At 70.8% G+C, this 16,030-nt stretch carries 12 protein-coding genes; 11 read left to right on the plus strand and 1 reads right to left on the minus strand.

Translation table 11 applies throughout. The annotated features are described in order from the left end of the window. Nucleotides 1-281: 281 nt before the first annotated feature. From LQ938_RS14515 to LQ938_RS14530, 4 genes are all read left to right on the plus strand, one after another. Entirely contained in the window at nt 282-1,544 is a 1,263-nt protein-coding gene (locus tag LQ938_RS14515) for a sensor histidine kinase (protein ID WP_223723230.1), read from the plus strand. A gap of 50 nt (nt 1,545-1,594) precedes the next feature. Next, entirely contained in the window at nt 1,595-2,257 is a 663-nt protein-coding gene (locus LQ938_RS14520) for a response regulator (protein WP_231341385.1), read from the plus strand. A gap of 751 nt (nt 2,258-3,008) precedes the next feature. Next, a complete protein-coding gene (locus LQ938_RS14525; protein ID WP_223723231.1) occupies nt 3,009-3,893 on the plus strand; it encodes an ABC transporter ATP-binding protein in 885 nt (294 codons plus the stop codon). Then, entirely contained in the window at nt 3,890-5,017 is a 1,128-nt protein-coding gene (locus LQ938_RS14530) for an ABC transporter permease (protein WP_223723232.1), read from the plus strand. Before LQ938_RS14525 ends, LQ938_RS14530 begins: the two co-directional genes overlap by 4 nt. A 106-nt stretch (nt 5,018-5,123) precedes the next feature. Here the strand turns inward: LQ938_RS14530 and LQ938_RS14535 are convergent, their stop codons facing one another. Continuing rightward, a complete protein-coding gene (locus LQ938_RS14535) occupies nt 5,124-6,917 on the minus strand; it encodes a glycoside hydrolase family 15 protein (protein ID WP_223723233.1) in 1,794 nt (597 codons plus the stop codon). Between the two features lie 75 nt (nt 6,918-6,992). Between LQ938_RS14535 and LQ938_RS14540 the strand changes: the two genes are divergently transcribed. The 7 genes from LQ938_RS14540 (at nt 6,993) to LQ938_RS14570 (ending at nt 15,862) form a co-directional block, all read left to right on the plus strand. Beyond that, nucleotides 6,993-8,360, plus strand: a complete 1,368-nt coding sequence (locus LQ938_RS14540; RefSeq protein ID WP_223723234.1) for a glucose-6-phosphate dehydrogenase — start codon at nt 6,993-6,995, stop codon at nt 8,358-8,360. Between the two features lie 288 nt (nt 8,361-8,648). Beyond that, nucleotides 8,649-9,695: a LacI family DNA-binding transcriptional regulator gene (locus LQ938_RS14545; protein WP_223723235.1), complete on the plus strand. Its 1,047-nt coding sequence runs from the start codon at nt 8,649-8,651 to the stop codon at nt 9,693-9,695. Then, a complete protein-coding gene (locus tag LQ938_RS14550) occupies nt 9,692-11,296 on the plus strand; it encodes an FAD-dependent oxidoreductase (RefSeq protein ID WP_223723236.1) in 1,605 nt (534 codons plus the stop codon). The genes LQ938_RS14545 and LQ938_RS14550 overlap by 4 nt, the downstream gene beginning before the upstream one ends. Before the next feature lie 20 nt (nt 11,297-11,316). Further along, on the plus strand, nt 11,317-12,606 hold the full coding sequence (locus tag LQ938_RS14555) for an ABC transporter substrate-binding protein (RefSeq protein ID WP_223723237.1): 1,290 nt from the start codon (nt 11,317-11,319) through the stop codon (nt 12,604-12,606). Between the two features lie 2 nt (nt 12,607-12,608). After that, nucleotides 12,609-13,559, plus strand: coding sequence for a carbohydrate ABC transporter permease (locus LQ938_RS14560; protein ID WP_223723238.1), 951 nt, complete (start codon nt 12,609-12,611; stop codon nt 13,557-13,559). Then, a complete protein-coding gene (locus LQ938_RS14565; protein ID WP_223723239.1) occupies nt 13,549-14,469 on the plus strand; it encodes a carbohydrate ABC transporter permease in 921 nt (306 codons plus the stop codon). Before LQ938_RS14560 ends, LQ938_RS14565 begins: the two co-directional genes overlap by 11 nt. Nucleotides 14,470-15,277: 808 nt before the next feature. Beyond that, nucleotides 15,278-15,862 carry a nitroreductase family protein gene (locus LQ938_RS14570; protein WP_223723240.1) on the plus strand — a complete coding sequence of 195 codons (585 nt, stop codon included), beginning with the start codon at nt 15,278-15,280 and terminating at the stop codon, nt 15,860-15,862. Nucleotides 15,863-16,030: the final 168 nt, after the last annotated feature.

Consider the following 16,030-nt stretch of genomic DNA (forward strand, 5'->3'; position numbering starts at 1 on the left):
TCGCGCCGCGAGACAGCTGTCCGCGACCGACGTCTCGCCGCCAAACTGCAGTCTCGCGGCCACCCGCGGGCAGCGCCCGCAGCGCCCCGCCCGGGCCGACCGGAGCGGGGGGACCGGATGCGGGCGCTGGCATCGGGACTGGCGGGAGGCGGCCGAAGGCCGCCGGGGGCATGCGTCCGCATCCGGTCACCCCGCGCAGCACCGAACCTCGCGGATACCCGCGGCGCATACTCCCCCGCGCGGGGGATGCCACCGCATCCGCTCGTCCGTAACGTGGAAGGATGCTGCCGCTCACCGCCTCTCAACAGCGCCGCGACGTCGCACTCGCGGCGGTGCTGTTCGTGGGCGCGCTCATCAGCGCGACCCTCTCGTCGGTCTCGGGCATCTACGGGGTCGGGGAGGACGCCGGGATGCTGTCCGCGGTCGTGTACTCCTTCGTGCTCGCCGTGCCGCTCGCGTTCCGGCGCCGCTTTCCCGGGATCGTCGCGATCGTCGTCGCGACGGCCTACTTCGTGGCGGTCACCATCCGGATCCCCGAGGTCTACGCCGGCAGCATCGCGATGTTCATCACGATCTACACCGTCGGGGCGTGGTCGACCGATCGGCGCCGGGCGCACTGGGTGCGGATCGGCATCATCACCGGGATGTTCGTGTGGCTGCTCACCGTGATGTTCATCGACGCGACCCAGCCGACGGATGAAGGATTCTCGCGCGCGGGGGCATTCTCGCCGTACGTCGCCTACACATTCCTGACACTGCTGATCAACGGACTCTTCTTCGGCGGGGCGTACTACTTCGGCGAGCGCACGTACGCGGCGATGCAGCAGCGTCGAGTACTCGAAGAGCGGACGGCCGAACTCGAGCGGGAGCGCGAGCTGACCGCGGCGCAGGCGGTCGCGCTCGAACGGGTACGGATCGCGCGCGAACTGCACGACGTCGTCGCGCATCACGTGTCGCTGATGGGGGTGCAGGCGGGCGCCGCGCGCACGATCATGGCCCAGGATCCGGATGCGGCGAGCGCCACGCTCGCGGCGATCGAGGGATCGGCGCGCTCGGCACTCGCGGAGCTGCGGCACCTGCTGGAAGCGCTCCGAACGTCGCCCGAGGCGCCCGACACGGCCCCGACCACGCTTGGCCTCGAGGCGCTCCCCGGCCTCGTGGCGGAGGCGGAGGGTGCCGGGCTTCCGACGGAGTTCCGCATCGTCGGCGAACCCGGGGTCGTGCCCGAGACGGTGCAGGTCAACCTGTACCGGATCGCGCAGGAGGCGCTGACCAACGCCCGCCGCCACGGCGGCACGAACGCCCGCGCCGACGTGCGGCTGCGCTACACGGACGACTCGGTCGAACTCGAGATCGCCAACACGGGCCGCGCCGTACGCGACCCGAAGCCCGGCATGGGGCACATCGGGATGCGGGAGCGGGCCGCTGCATCCGGGGGCTCGGTCGAACTGCTGCCGCGTTCGAGCGGCGGGTTCCTCGTCCGGGTGCGCGTGCCGCGCCAGGCCGCCCCGGCGGCCGGCGACCGCGTCGAGGCTGGAGCGTGAACGGCCTCGTGGCGACGCCGATCCGCGTGCTGCTCGTCGATGACCACGCGATGATGCGCGCCGGATTCCGGATGATCCTCGAAGCGACCGGGAACATCGCGGTCGTCGGCGAAGCCGCGACCGGCATCGAGGCGGTCGCGCAGGTGCGGGCGCTGCATCCGGATGTCGTCTGCATGGACGTGCAGATGCCCGACATGGACGGCCTCGAGGCCACCCGGCGCATCGTGGCGGATGCTGACACCTCGGCCGCCGTCCTGGTCGTCACAACCTTCGACCGCGACGACTACCTGTTCGCGGCGCTCGAGGCGGGGGCGAGTGGGTTCCTGCTGAAGAACGCCGGCCCCGAGGAGCTCGTGGCCGCTGTGCGGGTCGTCGCGGCCGGTGACGCGCTGCTCGCCCCGGAGGTGACGCGGCGCGTGATCGCCCGCTTCGCGGCCGGTGCGGGGGCGCCGGGGTCGTCCGCTGCCGGAGGGACCGGCGCGTCGCACGTGGGGGTTCCCGGCGATGCGATCGGCGAGCGCGCGGGGCTCACGGAGCGCGAGACCGAGGTGCTCCGCCTGATGGCGGAAGCACTGTCGAACGGCGAGATCGCCCACCGCCTCTTCATCGGCGAGGCCACCGTCAAGACGCACGTGTCGAACGTGCTGCAGAAGCTGGGCGCCCGCGACCGGGTGCAGGCCGTCGTCCTGGCGCACCGCAGCGGCCTCGCGTAGCCCGGGCGCACCGGGGCAGCCGCGCCGAACCCCGGTGCCACCGCCGCCAACTCCTCCAGATCGGCTCGGAACCCCCGTTAGATGCTCCGGGCGCCGGTTTTGGAGGAGTTATCGACGCCCGACCGAGCCGAACAGGGCCCGCGCCCCGCTGGCGGCGGCCTGACTCAGCCCAAGCGCACCGCGTCGCCCTCGCCCCGGGCACACCGCGGCGGCCGCGGCGAAACCCGGCACACCGCCGCCAACTCCTCCAGATCGGCTCGGAACCCGCGCTGGATCGCTCCGGGCGTCGGTTTTGGAGGAGTTATCGACGCCCGACCGAGCCGAACAGGGCCCGCGCCCCGCTGACGATGGTCTGACTCAGCCCGAGGGCACCGCAGCGGCCTCGCCCCGGGCGCACCGCGCCGGCTGCGGCGAACCCCGGCACACCGGCGCCAACTCCTCCAGATCAGCTCGGAACCCCCGCTGGATCGCTCCGGGAGCCGGTTTTGGAGGAGTTATCCACCCCCGACCGACCCGAACGGGGCCCACGCCCGCCCCGCGGCGGGCACAACTGCGGAGTTCCGGGCCGAAACGGCCGATCTCCGGCCCACCCGCACCACCCCACCCGCACCACCTGACCCGCGCCGCGCCACCCCACCACCTGCGGCACGCGGCTCTCCCCCGTCAGGAGGAGCGGCCGCACCTCCCCCGGCGGGGGGAGGTGCGGGCGAGCCCCGATCCGTAGCGTCGAAGCACGGACGAAGGAGGATCCATGCTGCACCTCAGCGGGGTGACCAAGAGCTACGGCGACCGCCGCGTGCTCGACGATGTCGGGTTCACGGTCGGAGACGGCCGGCTCACCGGTTTCGTCGGCGGTAACGGCGCCGGCAAGACCACGACGATGCGCATCGCGCTCGGCGTGCTGGCCGCGGATGCGGGGACCGTCACGCTCGACGGCACGCCCGTGACGCCCGAGGACCGGCGCCGGTTCGGCTACATGCCCGAGGAACGCGGCCTGTACCCGAAGATGAAGGTCGGCGAGCACATCGCCTACCTCGCTCGGCTGCACGGGTACAGCAAGGCGGATGCGACGGCGAAAGCCGAGACGCTCCTCGACCGGCTCGGCTTGGGTGAGCGGCTCGGCGACACGGTCGAGACGCTCTCGCTCGGCAACCAGCAGCGCGCGCAGATCGCCGCAGCGCTCGTGCACGAGCCGGAGATCCTGATCCTCGACGAGCCGTTCTCGGGCCTCGACCCGCTGGCGGTCGAGGTCGTTGCCGGAGTGCTGCAGGAGCGGGCCGCGGCCGGCGTCGCGGTGCTGTTCTCCTCGCATCAGCTCGATGTCGTCGAACGGCTGTGCGATGACCTCGTGATCATCGCGGCCGGCACGATCCGCGCGGCGGGCACCCGCCAGTCGCTCCGCGATCAGTACGCGTCGCCGCGCTACGAGATCGTCACCTCCGGCGACCTCGGATGGCTGCGCGACGAGCCGGGCGTGGAGGTCGTCGAGTTCGCCGGCGGCCAGGCCGTGTTCGATGCGGCCGAGCCCGACGTCGCCCGGCGCGTGTTGACGCGCGCCGTCGCCGGCGGAGACGTCGACTCGTTCGCTCCGCAGCATCCGTCGCTCGCTCAGATCTTCCGGGAGGTCATCCGATGAACGCTCACACCCCCACCGCCCCGTCGGCGGCGCAGAGCGTCTGGCTGGTCGCCGAGCGCGAAATCGGCTCGCGACTGCGCAGCAAGACGTTCATCGTCTCGACGGTGATCCTCTTCCTCATCGCGCTGGCGGCGGTCGTCTGGGGCGGGTTCTCGGCGAGCCAGTCGAATGCCATCACGGTCGCGGTCACCTCCGACACGTCATCCGCGGTCACCGGCGTCGACGGCCTCGAGGTGACGGATGCGGACTCCACCGACGCTGCCCTCGCCCTCGTCGAGGACGGCACGGTCAGCGCGGCGCTGATCCCGAGCGATCAGGTTCCGGATGCGGCGGCGCCCGCATCCGGTCCATTCGATTACACGATCGTCGCGAACGACGAGGTGCCGTCGGGCCTCATGCCGCTGCTCAGCCAGTCGCCCGCCGTGCACCTGCTCGACCCGTCGAGCACGGACTTCCTGCTGCGTTACTTCGTGGCGCTCGGGTTCGGGATCGTCTTCTTGCTGGCCGCGTCGACGTTCGGCGGAACCATTGCGCAGTCGGTCGTGGAGGAGAAGCAGACGCGTGTCGTGGAGCTGCTGATCTCGGCGATCCCGGTGCGGTCGCTGCTGGCCGGAAAGGTGCTCGGCAATACGATCCTCGCGATGGCCCAGATCGTGGTGCTCGCGGCGATCGCGGTGATCGGGCTCTCGGTCACCGGGCAGGATCTCGTGCTCACCGGGCTCGGCGGGCCGGTCGTGTGGTTCGCGGTGTTCTTCCTCTTCGGCTTCATCCTGCTGGCGTCGCTGTTCGCGGCGGCAGGGGCGATGGTGTCTCGTCAGGAGGACATCGGGTCGACCACCGCGCCGATCACGACGCTCGTGATGCTGCCGTATTTCCTCGTGATCTTCTTCAACGACAACTCGCTCGTGCTGACGATCATGTCGTACGTGCCGTTCTCGGCTCCGGTCGGAATGCCGCTTCGGCTCTACCTCGGTGAGGCGATGTGGTGGGAGCCGCTGGTGGCGCTCGTGATCCTGATCGCGACCTGCATCGCGGCGATCGTCCTCGGCGCGCGGATCTACTCGGGTTCGCTGCTCCGGATGGGTGCGCGGGTGAAGCTGTCCGAGGCCCTCTCGCGCCGCTGACCCCCACCCCACCCACAGCCCGCGAGACGGGATCTGGGCGCCGAAACCGAGGGGTAACCCCCCAGGTCTCGGCGCGAAGATCCCGTCTCGCGGGCTTGTGCGGCGCTCAGCGGCGGTGGGCGGCGCGGCCACTGTGGCCGTGCAGGGCGTCGGCCGCGCGGACGAGCGCGAGGTGCGAGAACGCCTGCGGCGTGTTGCCCACCTGGCGACCGGCGACCGGATCGAACTCCTCCGACAGCAACCCGACGTCGTTGTGCGCGAGGCAGGCGAGGTCCATCAGCTTCTCCGCATCCGCCACCCGACCCGAAGACGCGTACTGCTCGACGAGCCAGAACGAGCAGGCGAGGAACGGATGCTCCGTCCCGGCCAGTCCGTCGACGCCCGACGCGGTGCGGTACCGGTCCACGAGTCCGGTGCCCATGAGCTGCCGCTCGATCTCGGCCACGGTCGCGAGCATCCGCGGGTCATCGGGCGCGCAGAACCCGACCTGCGGCAGCACCAGCAAGGACGCGTCGACCTCGTGGGAGTCGTAGTGCTGGATGAAGTAGCCGCCCGTCGCATCGACGCCCCGCGCGAGGATCTCGTCGCGGAGGTGGTCGCGCAGCATCCGCCACCGATCGACCGGGCCGTCGAGCCCGTGCTCCTCGACGGCGCGCACCCCCCGGTCGAACGCGGCCCACATCATCACGCGGGACTGCGTGAACAGGCGCGGTTCGCCGCGGATCTCCCAGATGCCGTTGTCGGGCCGGTCGAGGTTGGCGGCCACGCCGTCGAGCAGGGCGCGCTGCAGCGCCCAGGAGAACGGCTCATCCGGCAGGCCCGCGACGCGGGCGGCTTCGAGCGCGACCATCACCTCGCCGACGACGTCCGCCTGATACTGGTCGACCGCGCCGTTGCCGACCCGCACGGGCGCCGCCCCCTGATATCCGGGCAGGCTGGTGAGCTCGCGTTCGGCGAGGTCGCGTTCCCCGGCGATGCCGTACATGATCTGCATCTCGGCCGGATCCCCCGCGACCGCGCGCAGCAGCCACAGCCGCCACGACTCCGCGACGTCGAGGAACCCGTGATTCACCAGCGCCTCGAGGGTCAGCGCCGCATCCCGGAGCCAGACGTAGCGGTAGTCCCAGTTGCGTGCGCCGCCGAACTGCTCCGGCAGCGACGTCGTCACGGCCGCGACGATTCCGCCGGTGTCCTGGTGCGAGAGGGCGCGCAGCACGAGCAGCGAACGCACGACCTCGTCGCGGTGGGGTCCGTCGTGCGCGATCGACGCGGCCCACTGCGTCCACCAGTCGCGCGTCTCCGCGAGCGCGGCGTCGACATCGAGCGGCTCGGGCGTCGGCGCGTACGACGGAAACCAGGTGGCGGTCAGGTCGCGGGTCTCGCCGGCCGCGACGGTCAGTCGGCCCCGGTGCGCGTGTCCGTGCGGGGCGAGCGCCACGCCGCGCACGACGAGGGCGTCCGGGCCCGCGGTCGCGTGCAGCGCCGGAGCCGTCAGGTCGCCCATCTGCCGCACCCACGGAAGGGCGCGGGCGTAATCGAAACGGATGCGGAGGTGCGTCGTGAACTCGACCTCGCCCGACACCCCGACCACCCGGCGCACGAGATCCACGCGTCCGCCGTCGACCGGGAGCAGGTCGTGCACCTCGGCGACCCCGGACGGAGTCTCCCAGCGCGTGATGAGCACGAAGGTGTCGCCGTCGTACCGACGGGTGGCGCGCGCCGCCTCGTCGTGCGGGCGGAGGCGCCAGCATCCCTGCTCCGCCTCCCCGAGGAGCGCACCGAAGACGGACGCGGAATCGAACCGCGGCGCACAGAACCAGTCGACGCTCCCCTCGCGCGAGACGAGGGCGGCCGTGCGGCAGTTGCTGAGGAGGGCGTAGTCCTCGATCGGGGCACTCACCCCCTGATCATGCCCGTTCGTCAAGCCCGGTGTTCACCTGCTCGACGAGTCGCAGCGAACACTAACGTGGCTGTCGTGACCGATGACACCACGCTCGTGATCTTCGGGGCGACGGGCGACCTGACGTCGCGCCTCGTTCTGCCCGCCCTCGCCCAGCTGCTCGAACGCGAGCCGCAGCGCAACGTGCGGCTGATCGGCTGCGGTCGCCGTTCGCTCACCGACACGGCCTGGCGTGCGCTCGTGCGGAAGGCGTTCGGTGAGGAGCGGTCGGATGCGGCGGCCGCCGTCGCGAAGGCGACCGTGTTCCGTCAGGTCGATCCGACCGACGCGGCCGCGCTGAAGACGCTGCTCGGCGAGGTGGAGGGGCGGGCCGTGCTGTACTTCGCGCTGCCGCCGCAGGTCGCGCAGCAGGCGTGCGAACAGCTCGAGCCCGGCGACCTACCCGAGGGCACGGTGCTGGCGCTGGAGAAGCCGTTCGGTTCCGACCAGGCCAGCGCGCACACCTTGAACGAGGCGCTTCGCCGTCTCGTTCCGGAGAACCAGATCTTCCGGGTCGATCATTTCCTGGGCCGCTCGACGACGTTGAATGTGCTCGGCATCCGGTTCGCGAACCGGATCTTCGAACCGGTGTGGTCGGCCGAACACGTCGAATCGGTCGTCATCCGGTTCGATGAATCGCTCGGTCTCGAGGATCGGGCCGGGTACTACGACGAGGCCGGGGCCCTCGTCGACATGATCCAGAGCCACCTGTTGCAGGTCATGGCCGTTGTGGCGATGCAGCCGCCGGCGACCCTGCACGAAGCCGACCTCCGCGACGCGATCACCGCGGCGCTGCGGGCGACGGTCGTGTGGGACGACAACGCCGTGCGGTCCTCGCGTCGCGCGCGGTACACCGCGGGTGAGGTCGGTGGCGAGGATCTGCCGTCCTACGCCGACGAGCCCGGCGTCGATCCCGCGCGCGAGACCGAGACGCTCGCGGAGGCGACGTTCGAGGTGCGGACCAGCCGATGGGCGGGCGTGCCGTTCACACTGCGCTCGGGGAAGGCGATCGGGCGCCCGCAGGCCGACATCACACTGACGTTCCGGCCGGTGCGGCACCTGCCTGCGGGGTTCACCGGCGCCGCGCCCGGTTCGGTGCTGCGTTTCTCGCTCGGGCCCGACGCGATGGCGCTCGCCCTCAACGTCAACGGCGGCGAGGACCCCTTCACCTTGACCCGCCAGACCATGGAGGCATCGCTCGGTGAGGGCGCGCTGCGCGCGTACGCCGAGGTGCTCTCCAGCATCCTCGACGGCGATGCCGCGCTGGCGGTCCGCGGCGACGCCGCCGAGCAGTGCTGGCGCATCGTGCAGCCGATCCTCGACGCCTGGCACCGCGGCGACGTGCCCCTCGACGAGTATCCCGCCGGCTCGAGCGGCCCGGAGTCCTGGCCCGCACTCCCCTGACCCGGGGTTCGCCCGTGCGCCCCGGGGGTTCGCCCGCGCGCCTCGGGTGCGCGCGCCTCGGATGTGCGCCCGCACTCCCCTGACCCGAGGCTTCCCCCGCGCGCCTCGGGTACGCGCGCCCGCGCTCGCGCGCGCTGATCTCTCGCGCCCTCCGCGCGCGCCGCCCCTCGTGCGCGCCAGAACGCAGGGCCGCAGAAAAATGTGTTGCGAAATCAGATAATGCGCATTAGCATGAGGCGAGCATCGTGATGATGCGCATTATCAGCTTCACCACTCGACGGAGAGCACATGAGCCGCAGCGAAACCGGACGGATCACCCAGCAGCGCATCGCGCAGCTCGCGGGGGTCAGCCAGTCCACGGTCTCCCTGGTCCTGAACGGCCGCAGCGACGGTAGCGTCCGCATCCCGCAAGAGACCCGCGAGCGCATCCTCAAGGTCATCGAGGAGACCGGCTACGTCGCCGATCCGTCAGCACGCCGACTCGCGGGTGGCGACAACCACATCCTGGGCGTCTTCACCTACGAGCCCGCCTTCCCCACCGAGAGCATCGACTTCTACACTCCACTGCTCGCGGGCATCGAGGCCGGCGCCGAGATCGTCGGATCCGACCTGCTGCTCTTCACGAGCGCCCCCGTCGTCGACGGCCGTCGTCAGCTCTTCCACGAGCGCAACCGGCTGCGGCTGGCGGATGGTGTGCTCCTGCTCGGCGTCGAGATGGATCCGGTGGAGCTGCGCCGCCTCACCGAAGACGACTTCCGGGTCGTCGCCGTCGGTCGCCGTGACACCCCCGGCATCCCCTACGTGGGAATCGACTACGCGGCCGCCGCGACCGCCCTCGTGCACCGCGCCGCCGCCCTCGGGCACGAGCGCGCCAGCTTCCTGCACCGCTCCAGCCTCGGAGAGTCCGTGCTCGATCGCCGTCGCGGTGTCGTCGAGGGGGCGGCCACCGCGGGCATCGCCCTCGAGAACCGCACGACGGACGGCGTCGACCCGAAGGCGGACTGGGCCGCGGTGCGTGCCTCCGGAGCCACTCTCCTCATCGCCGAAGAGCCCGCCCTCGCCGCCGCCATCCTCGACCTGGCGGAGCGCGACGGCGTATCCGTGCCCCACGACCTGAGCGTCGTCGCGCTCGGTTCGGTCGCCCGCCCCGGCGCCGCCGCCGTCGAAATCACCCGGCTCGTGCCGCCCCGCGAAGAGCTCGGCGAGCGCGCCGTGGCGCTGCTGGCCCGCATCCTGAGCGAAGGCGCCGAGGTTCCGGCCGCCGACCGCCGCACGCTCATGGAGTGCCCGATCGCCGACGGCGTCACCCTCGCCGCGGCACGGGCCACCCGATGAGCGCGCTCGAGACCGACGTCCTCGTCGTCGGCGGGGGGCTCGGCGGTGTCGCCGCGACGCTCGCCGCGCTCGAGGCCGGGCAACGGGTCGTGCTCGTCGAGCAGTACGCCTGGCTCGGTGGGCAGCTGACGAGCCAGGCCGTGCCGCTCGACGAGCACAGCTGGATCGAGCAGTTCGGTGCGACCTCGCGCTACCGGCGCCTGCGCGACGGCATCCGCGACTACTACCGCGACTGGTATCCACTCACGGCCGCAGCGCGCGCGGACGCCACACTCAACCCGGGCAACGGCCTCGTGAGCCGGATGTGCGCGGAGCCGCGCGCGGGCGTCGCAGTCATCGACGCGATGCTGGCGCCCCACCGTTCGGCCCGCCGGCTCACCCTCATCCAGCCCGCCGTCGCCGTGTCCGCCGACGTCCACCACGATCGGATCCGCGCGGTGACCGTCCGCGGTCTCGACGACGATCGCGAGACCGAGATCGTCGCGCGGTTCGTGGTCGATGCGACCGAGCTCGGCGATCTGCTCCCGCTCACCGGCGCCGAGTACGTGACCGGGTTCGAGGCCCGCGCCGACACGGGCGAACCCAGCGCACCCGAGGAGGCGCAGCCGCACAACCAGCAGGCGTTCAGCTGGTGCTTCGTCGTCGACCACGTCGAGGGCGACCACACGATCGACCGGCCCGTCGACTACGACACCTGGCGCGCCGTGCAGCCGGACTTCTGGGGAGCGCCGATGATCTCGCTCACCGGCCCCGACCCGCGCACCCTCGAAACCCTCACCCGCACCTTCACGCCCGGAGCCTCCCGCGCCGATGCCGTCGCGGATCAAGGCAAAGACCCCGGCGACCGGGAACTCTGGACCTTCCGCCGGATCCTCTCCCGCGACAACCTCCTGCCCGGGGCGATCCCGAGCGACCTCGTGCTCGTCAACTGGCCGATGATCGACTACCTCGGCGGCACGATCGTCGACGTTCCCGCAGACGAGGTCGCCCGCCACGAAGCCGCGGCACGCCAGCAGTCGCTGTCGATGCTCTACTGGCTGCAGACCGAGGCACCTCGCCCCGACGGCGGAACCGGCTTCCCCGGACTGCGACTGCGGGGCGATGTGACCCAGGGCCCGGACGGACTCGCGATGGCCCCCTACATCCGCGAGTCGCGCCGGATCAAGGCGCGCACGACCGTGACCGAGAACGACCTGTCGATCGCGCTCCGCGGCCACGGCGATCCGTTCACGACGCCCGACAGCGTCGGCATCGGGATGTACCGGATCGATCTGCATCCGTCGTCCGGCGGCGACAACTACCTCGACATCGCGAGCGCCCCCTTCGAGATCCCCCTCGGGATCCTGGTGCCGCGTCGCATCGAGAATCTGCTCGCCGGAAGCAAGAACGTCGGCACGACCCACATCACGAACGGGGCGTTCCGACTGCACCCCGTCGAGTGGAACATCGGCGAAGCGGCGGGGGCACTCGCCGCGTTCTGCATCGACCGTGCGGCGCTGCCCGGCGCCGTCCACAGCACTCCCGCGCTCCTGCGGGAATTCCAGACCTCACTCACCCGAGACGGCGTCGAGCTGCACTGGCCAGACGTCCGAGGCTACTAGGGCTATCAGGAGAGACACCTATGAGATCAGCAAAGACGCTGGCCGTCGCGGCGATCACCGCAGCGACCGCCCTCGCCGTCACCGCCTGCGCGGGAGGGTCGGGCAACACCTCCGAGCCGACCGAGAACATCGATCTGCGGATGACGGTGTGGTCATCGAACGAGGACCACCTGGCCCTCTTCGACTCGATCGCCGACGCCTACATGGCCGACCACCCGGAGATCGCCTCCATCACCTTCGATCCGCTCCCGTTCGATGACTACACGAGCACCGTGACCACGCAGATCGCCGGCGGGAACGCCCCCGACCTGGCGTGGATCCTCGAGAACGCGGCGCCCGACTTCGTCTCGAGCGGCGCACTCGTGCCCCTCACCGACGTCTTCGAGGCGACCGACGGGTACGAGTACGACGACCTCGCCCCGAGCGCCACGGAACTCTGGACCGCCGACGACCAGCTCGTCGCGTACCCGTTCAGTACCTCGCCGTTCGTGGTCTTCGCGAACGACGATCTGCTCGCGCAGGCGGGGCAGCCGACGTCGGCCGAGCTGCAGGCATCCGGCGATTGGAACTGGGAGAAGATCGACGAGATCGGTTCCGCCGTTCACTCCAGCACCGGCAAGGCCGGCTTCGTGGTGCGCGACTTCGACTACCTGAACTGGGACTACCTCAGCACCGTGTGGAACGGATGGGGCGCCGCGCCCTGGAACGCCGACGGCACCGAGTGCACGTTCGCCAGCGACGAGATGGTCGACGCCTTCACGTTCCTGCACGACGCGGCGTTCACATCGCAGTCGATGCCCGGACCGGGAACGACGGCCGACTTCTTCGCCGGCGAGGCCGCATTCACGGTCACCCAGATCTCCCGGGCGAACCTGCTCGCCGACGGAGGTTTCACGTGGAACCTGCTGCCGCTTCCGGAGGGACCGGTCGGTGAATACTCGGTGACCGGCCAGGCCGGTATCGGCGCCCTCGCGAACGGCGCGAACACCGCCGCCGCGACGGAGTTCCTGGCGTTCTTCACCAACCCGGAGAATGCCGCGCAGCTCGCGGAGTACTTCCCGCCGCCCCGCACATCCCTCCTGACGGTCGACACGCTCGCCGGAGCGAACCCGCTGCTCACCCCCGAGCAGATCGAGGACGTCGTCATCCCCGGCATCGAGAACGGTGAGGTGCGACCGAGTCACACCGACTCCGCGCAGATCGCGCAGCAGGTGCGTGCCGGACTCGACGCCCTCTGGGTGGCGGATGCCGACATCCCCGCGGTTCTCGAGACCACCTGCGGAAACATCTCCCCCCTCCTCGAAGGCTGATGATGGCTCTCCCCTCCTCCGTCTCCTCGGGTCGCGCCTCCGCGCGGCCCGAGGGGGCACCCCGGAAGCCGTGGCTGACGTACGCCCGCCGCGACGCCCTCGCGGGGTACGTGTTCATCGCCCCGCAGCTGATCGGCATCGTGCTGTTCGTCCTGGTCCCCCTCGGGCTGATCTTCTACTACGCGTTCCACGAGTGGAACGTGCTGGCGGGCACCTTCACGTTCGTCGGCCTCGAGAACGTGGATCGGCTGTTCTCCGATCCCCAACTCGCGCCGGTCCTCACCGCGACGGGTGTCTTCTCCATCGGTCTCGTGATCTTCAACCTGTCGCTGGCGCTTCTGCTCGCGGTGCTCCTGAACCGCCGCTGGCGCGGAGTCACCGCCTTCCGCACGATCTTCTTCTCCCCCGTCGTCGTCTCCCTCGTCGCCTGGACGATCGTCTGGGGCTTCCTCCTGCAAGACAACGGCGGCATCAACGGGCTCCTGGCGGTCGTCGGGATCGACGGTCCGAACTGGCTTCGCGAGGGCGGAACGGCGATGGCGAGCGTCATCGTGGTGCAGGTCTTCAAGAATGTCGGGTTGAACATGGTGCTCTTCCTGGCCGCGTTGCAGGGGGTTCCCCGCGAGCTGCAGGAAGCCGCCCGGGTCGATGGCGCGAGCGACCGCACCGTCTTCACCCGCATCGTCCTCCCGCTCATCTCCCCGACCATCCTCCTGACCCTCGTGATCACGATCGTCGGTTCGCTGCAGGTGTACGCGCAGATCGCCGTGCTCACGCAGGGCGGCCCGGGCATCTCCACCACGGTGCTCGTCTATTACCTCGTGCAGCAGGCGTTCGAGTTCCACCAGTTCGGATACGGGTCGACGCTCGCCATCCTGCTGTTCCTGATCGTCCTCGTCCTCACGGTCGCGCAGTGGCAGTTGCGCAAGAGATGGGTCTTCTATGAGAACTGACGCCCCGCCCGCCCCGGCACCCGCCGCCGCACCGGCACCGCCCGTCGTGCCGGCCGGCCGCCCGCGCCGGCCCGCCCCCGGATCCCCGTGGCGCAAGGTGTTCTTCTACGGAGCACTCAGCATCCTCGCCATCCCGTTCGTCTTCCCGACGTGGTGGATGATCACGTCGTCGCTGAAGCCGGTCTCGGAGATCTTCGCGTTCCCGCCGTCGCTGTGGCCGACCGACCCGACGCTCGACGCCTACGTCGACGCGTTCACGATGCAGCCGTTCGCCCAGCAGTATTTCAACAGCCTGTACATCGCCGTGTTCGTCACGGTGGGCACGATGCTGATCTCGGCGATGGCCGGCTACGCGTTCGCCCGCATCCGCTTCCCCGGGCAGAACGTGCTGTTCCTCGTGGTGCTGACGGGACTGCTCATTCCGAGCGAGGTGACGATCGTTCCGCTGTTCCAGATGTTCAACACGCTCGGACTCGTCAACACGCACTGGCCGATCCTGCTCGTGACGACCTTCGGGGCGCCGAGCGTGCTGGCGACGTTCATCATGCGGCAGTTCTTCCTCACGCTGCCGGTGGAGCTCGAAGAGGCCGCCCGGCTCGACGGACTCGGACGCTGGGCGATCTGGTGGCGGATCGCGCTGCCCCTGTCGCGGACCGCGCTGGCCGCCGTTGCGATCTTCACGTTCCTGCACGTGTGGAACCTCTACCTGGAGCCGACCGTCTACCTGCTCTCCCCCGAACTGTTCACGCTCCCGCAGGCGCTCACGCGATACGCGGATGCATACGGCGGCGAGATGTGGAACGTGCAGATGGCGGCCTCCACGATGACCGCACTGCCCGTGCTGATCGTCTTCGTGTTCGCGCAGAAGCAGTTCGTGGAAGGCCTCGCCCAGACCGGGCTGAAAGGCTAACCGATCCCACGCCGAACCGGCGTCCGATGCCCGCGCGGCGTCGGACGCCGCTTCGCGTTTGCGGGGGGGCACGAATTTGGAGGGGTTAGCGCGCGGGGCGTGCACCGAGGCCGCGCCGCACTGACCCGGGCCGGGCGGTGCCACCTCCGCACGCGCTCCCGCGACCTCCGACGCGCGCTCCCGCGACCTCCGAGCGCGCTCCAACTCCTCCAAAACGCGGGTTTCGGGACGCCCCGGCCGGGCTACGCAGGATTTTGGAGGAGTTAGCACGCGCTCGGGGCGTGCACCGAGGCCGCGCCGCACTGACCCGGACCGGGCGGTGCCACCTCCGCGCGCGCTCCCGCGACCTCCGAGCGCGCTCCAACTCCTCCAAAACGCGGCCTCCGGGGTGCCCCGGCCTGCCGACGCACGATTCTGGAGGAGTTGGCGCGCGATGGGCGTCCGCACCGAGGCCGCGCTGCACTGACCCGGGCGGGCGGCGCGACCTCCGAGCGCGCTCCCGCGACCTCCGAGCGCGCTCCAACTCCTCCAAACCGCGGCGTCCGGGGCACCCAGACCGGCTGACGCACGTTTCTGGAGGAGTTAGCGCGCGCTCGGGGCTTCGGGGGGCGGCTGGCGCGCGAGCAGACAGGCGGAGCGGGTGCAAGCCGGGTGCCGGGCGCCGGGTGGCCGGGTGCCGGGTGGCGGGTGGCCGGGACCTATGAGCCTGCGGGGAATCGCGGCGGGAACATCCGCGGGTCGCATACGGTTGCATGGATCGGGCCGACGGCGTCCCCATAGATCAACTTCAGAGACACCCGGAGACATCATGAGCACGATTTCGTCCCGCACGGCCGTCACCGACCGTCCCGTCCTCGACGTTTTCGCCGAGCGCTGGAGCACCCGCATCTTCGATGCCGCCGCCCCGCTCGACGAAGACGCCTTCCAGAGCGCCCTCGAAGCCGCGCGCTGGGCGCCCTCGGCGAGCAACACGCAGCCCTGGCGCGCCATCGTCGCGCGTCGCGGCACGCCCGAGCACCAGCAGGTGCTCGATGCCCTGATGGGCTTCAACCAGGCCTGGGCGGGCGACGCATCCGTCCTCGTCGTCTTCGTCACCGAGCTGGCGCGCGAAGACAACGAGCCGCTGCCCTGGGCGGTCTACGACACCGGCCAGGCCGCCGCATTCTTCACGATCCAGGCGCACGCGGGCGGTCTCGCGACCCACCAGATGGGCGGATTCCACCGCGACGTGATCGCCTCGACCTTCGGCCTGGAATCCCGCTTCGAAGCCGTCTCGATCATGGCCGTCGGCACGCTCGGCGACCCGGCGACCGCCGACGCGGGAATCGTCGAGCGAGAGGGTGCCCCGCGCACCCGCCGCCCGATCGCCGAGACGCTCATCGTCAACGCCTGATCCGGGTTCCGGATGCTGCCGCCCCGGCGCGCAGCATCCGCCCGGCCCGCGAGGTGATGGCCCGGCTCCGCCCCTGCGCCACCCAAGCCCCGCCCGGCCCACGCCCGACCTGGCCCGAAGCGAGGAGATGTGCCGAAGCGAGGACGGATGCGGATGCTTCGCTCCTCG

This window comes from Microbacterium sp. cx-55 (genome assembly GCF_021117345.1).
Taxonomy (GTDB): Bacteria; Actinomycetota; Actinomycetes; order Actinomycetales; family Microbacteriaceae; genus Microbacterium.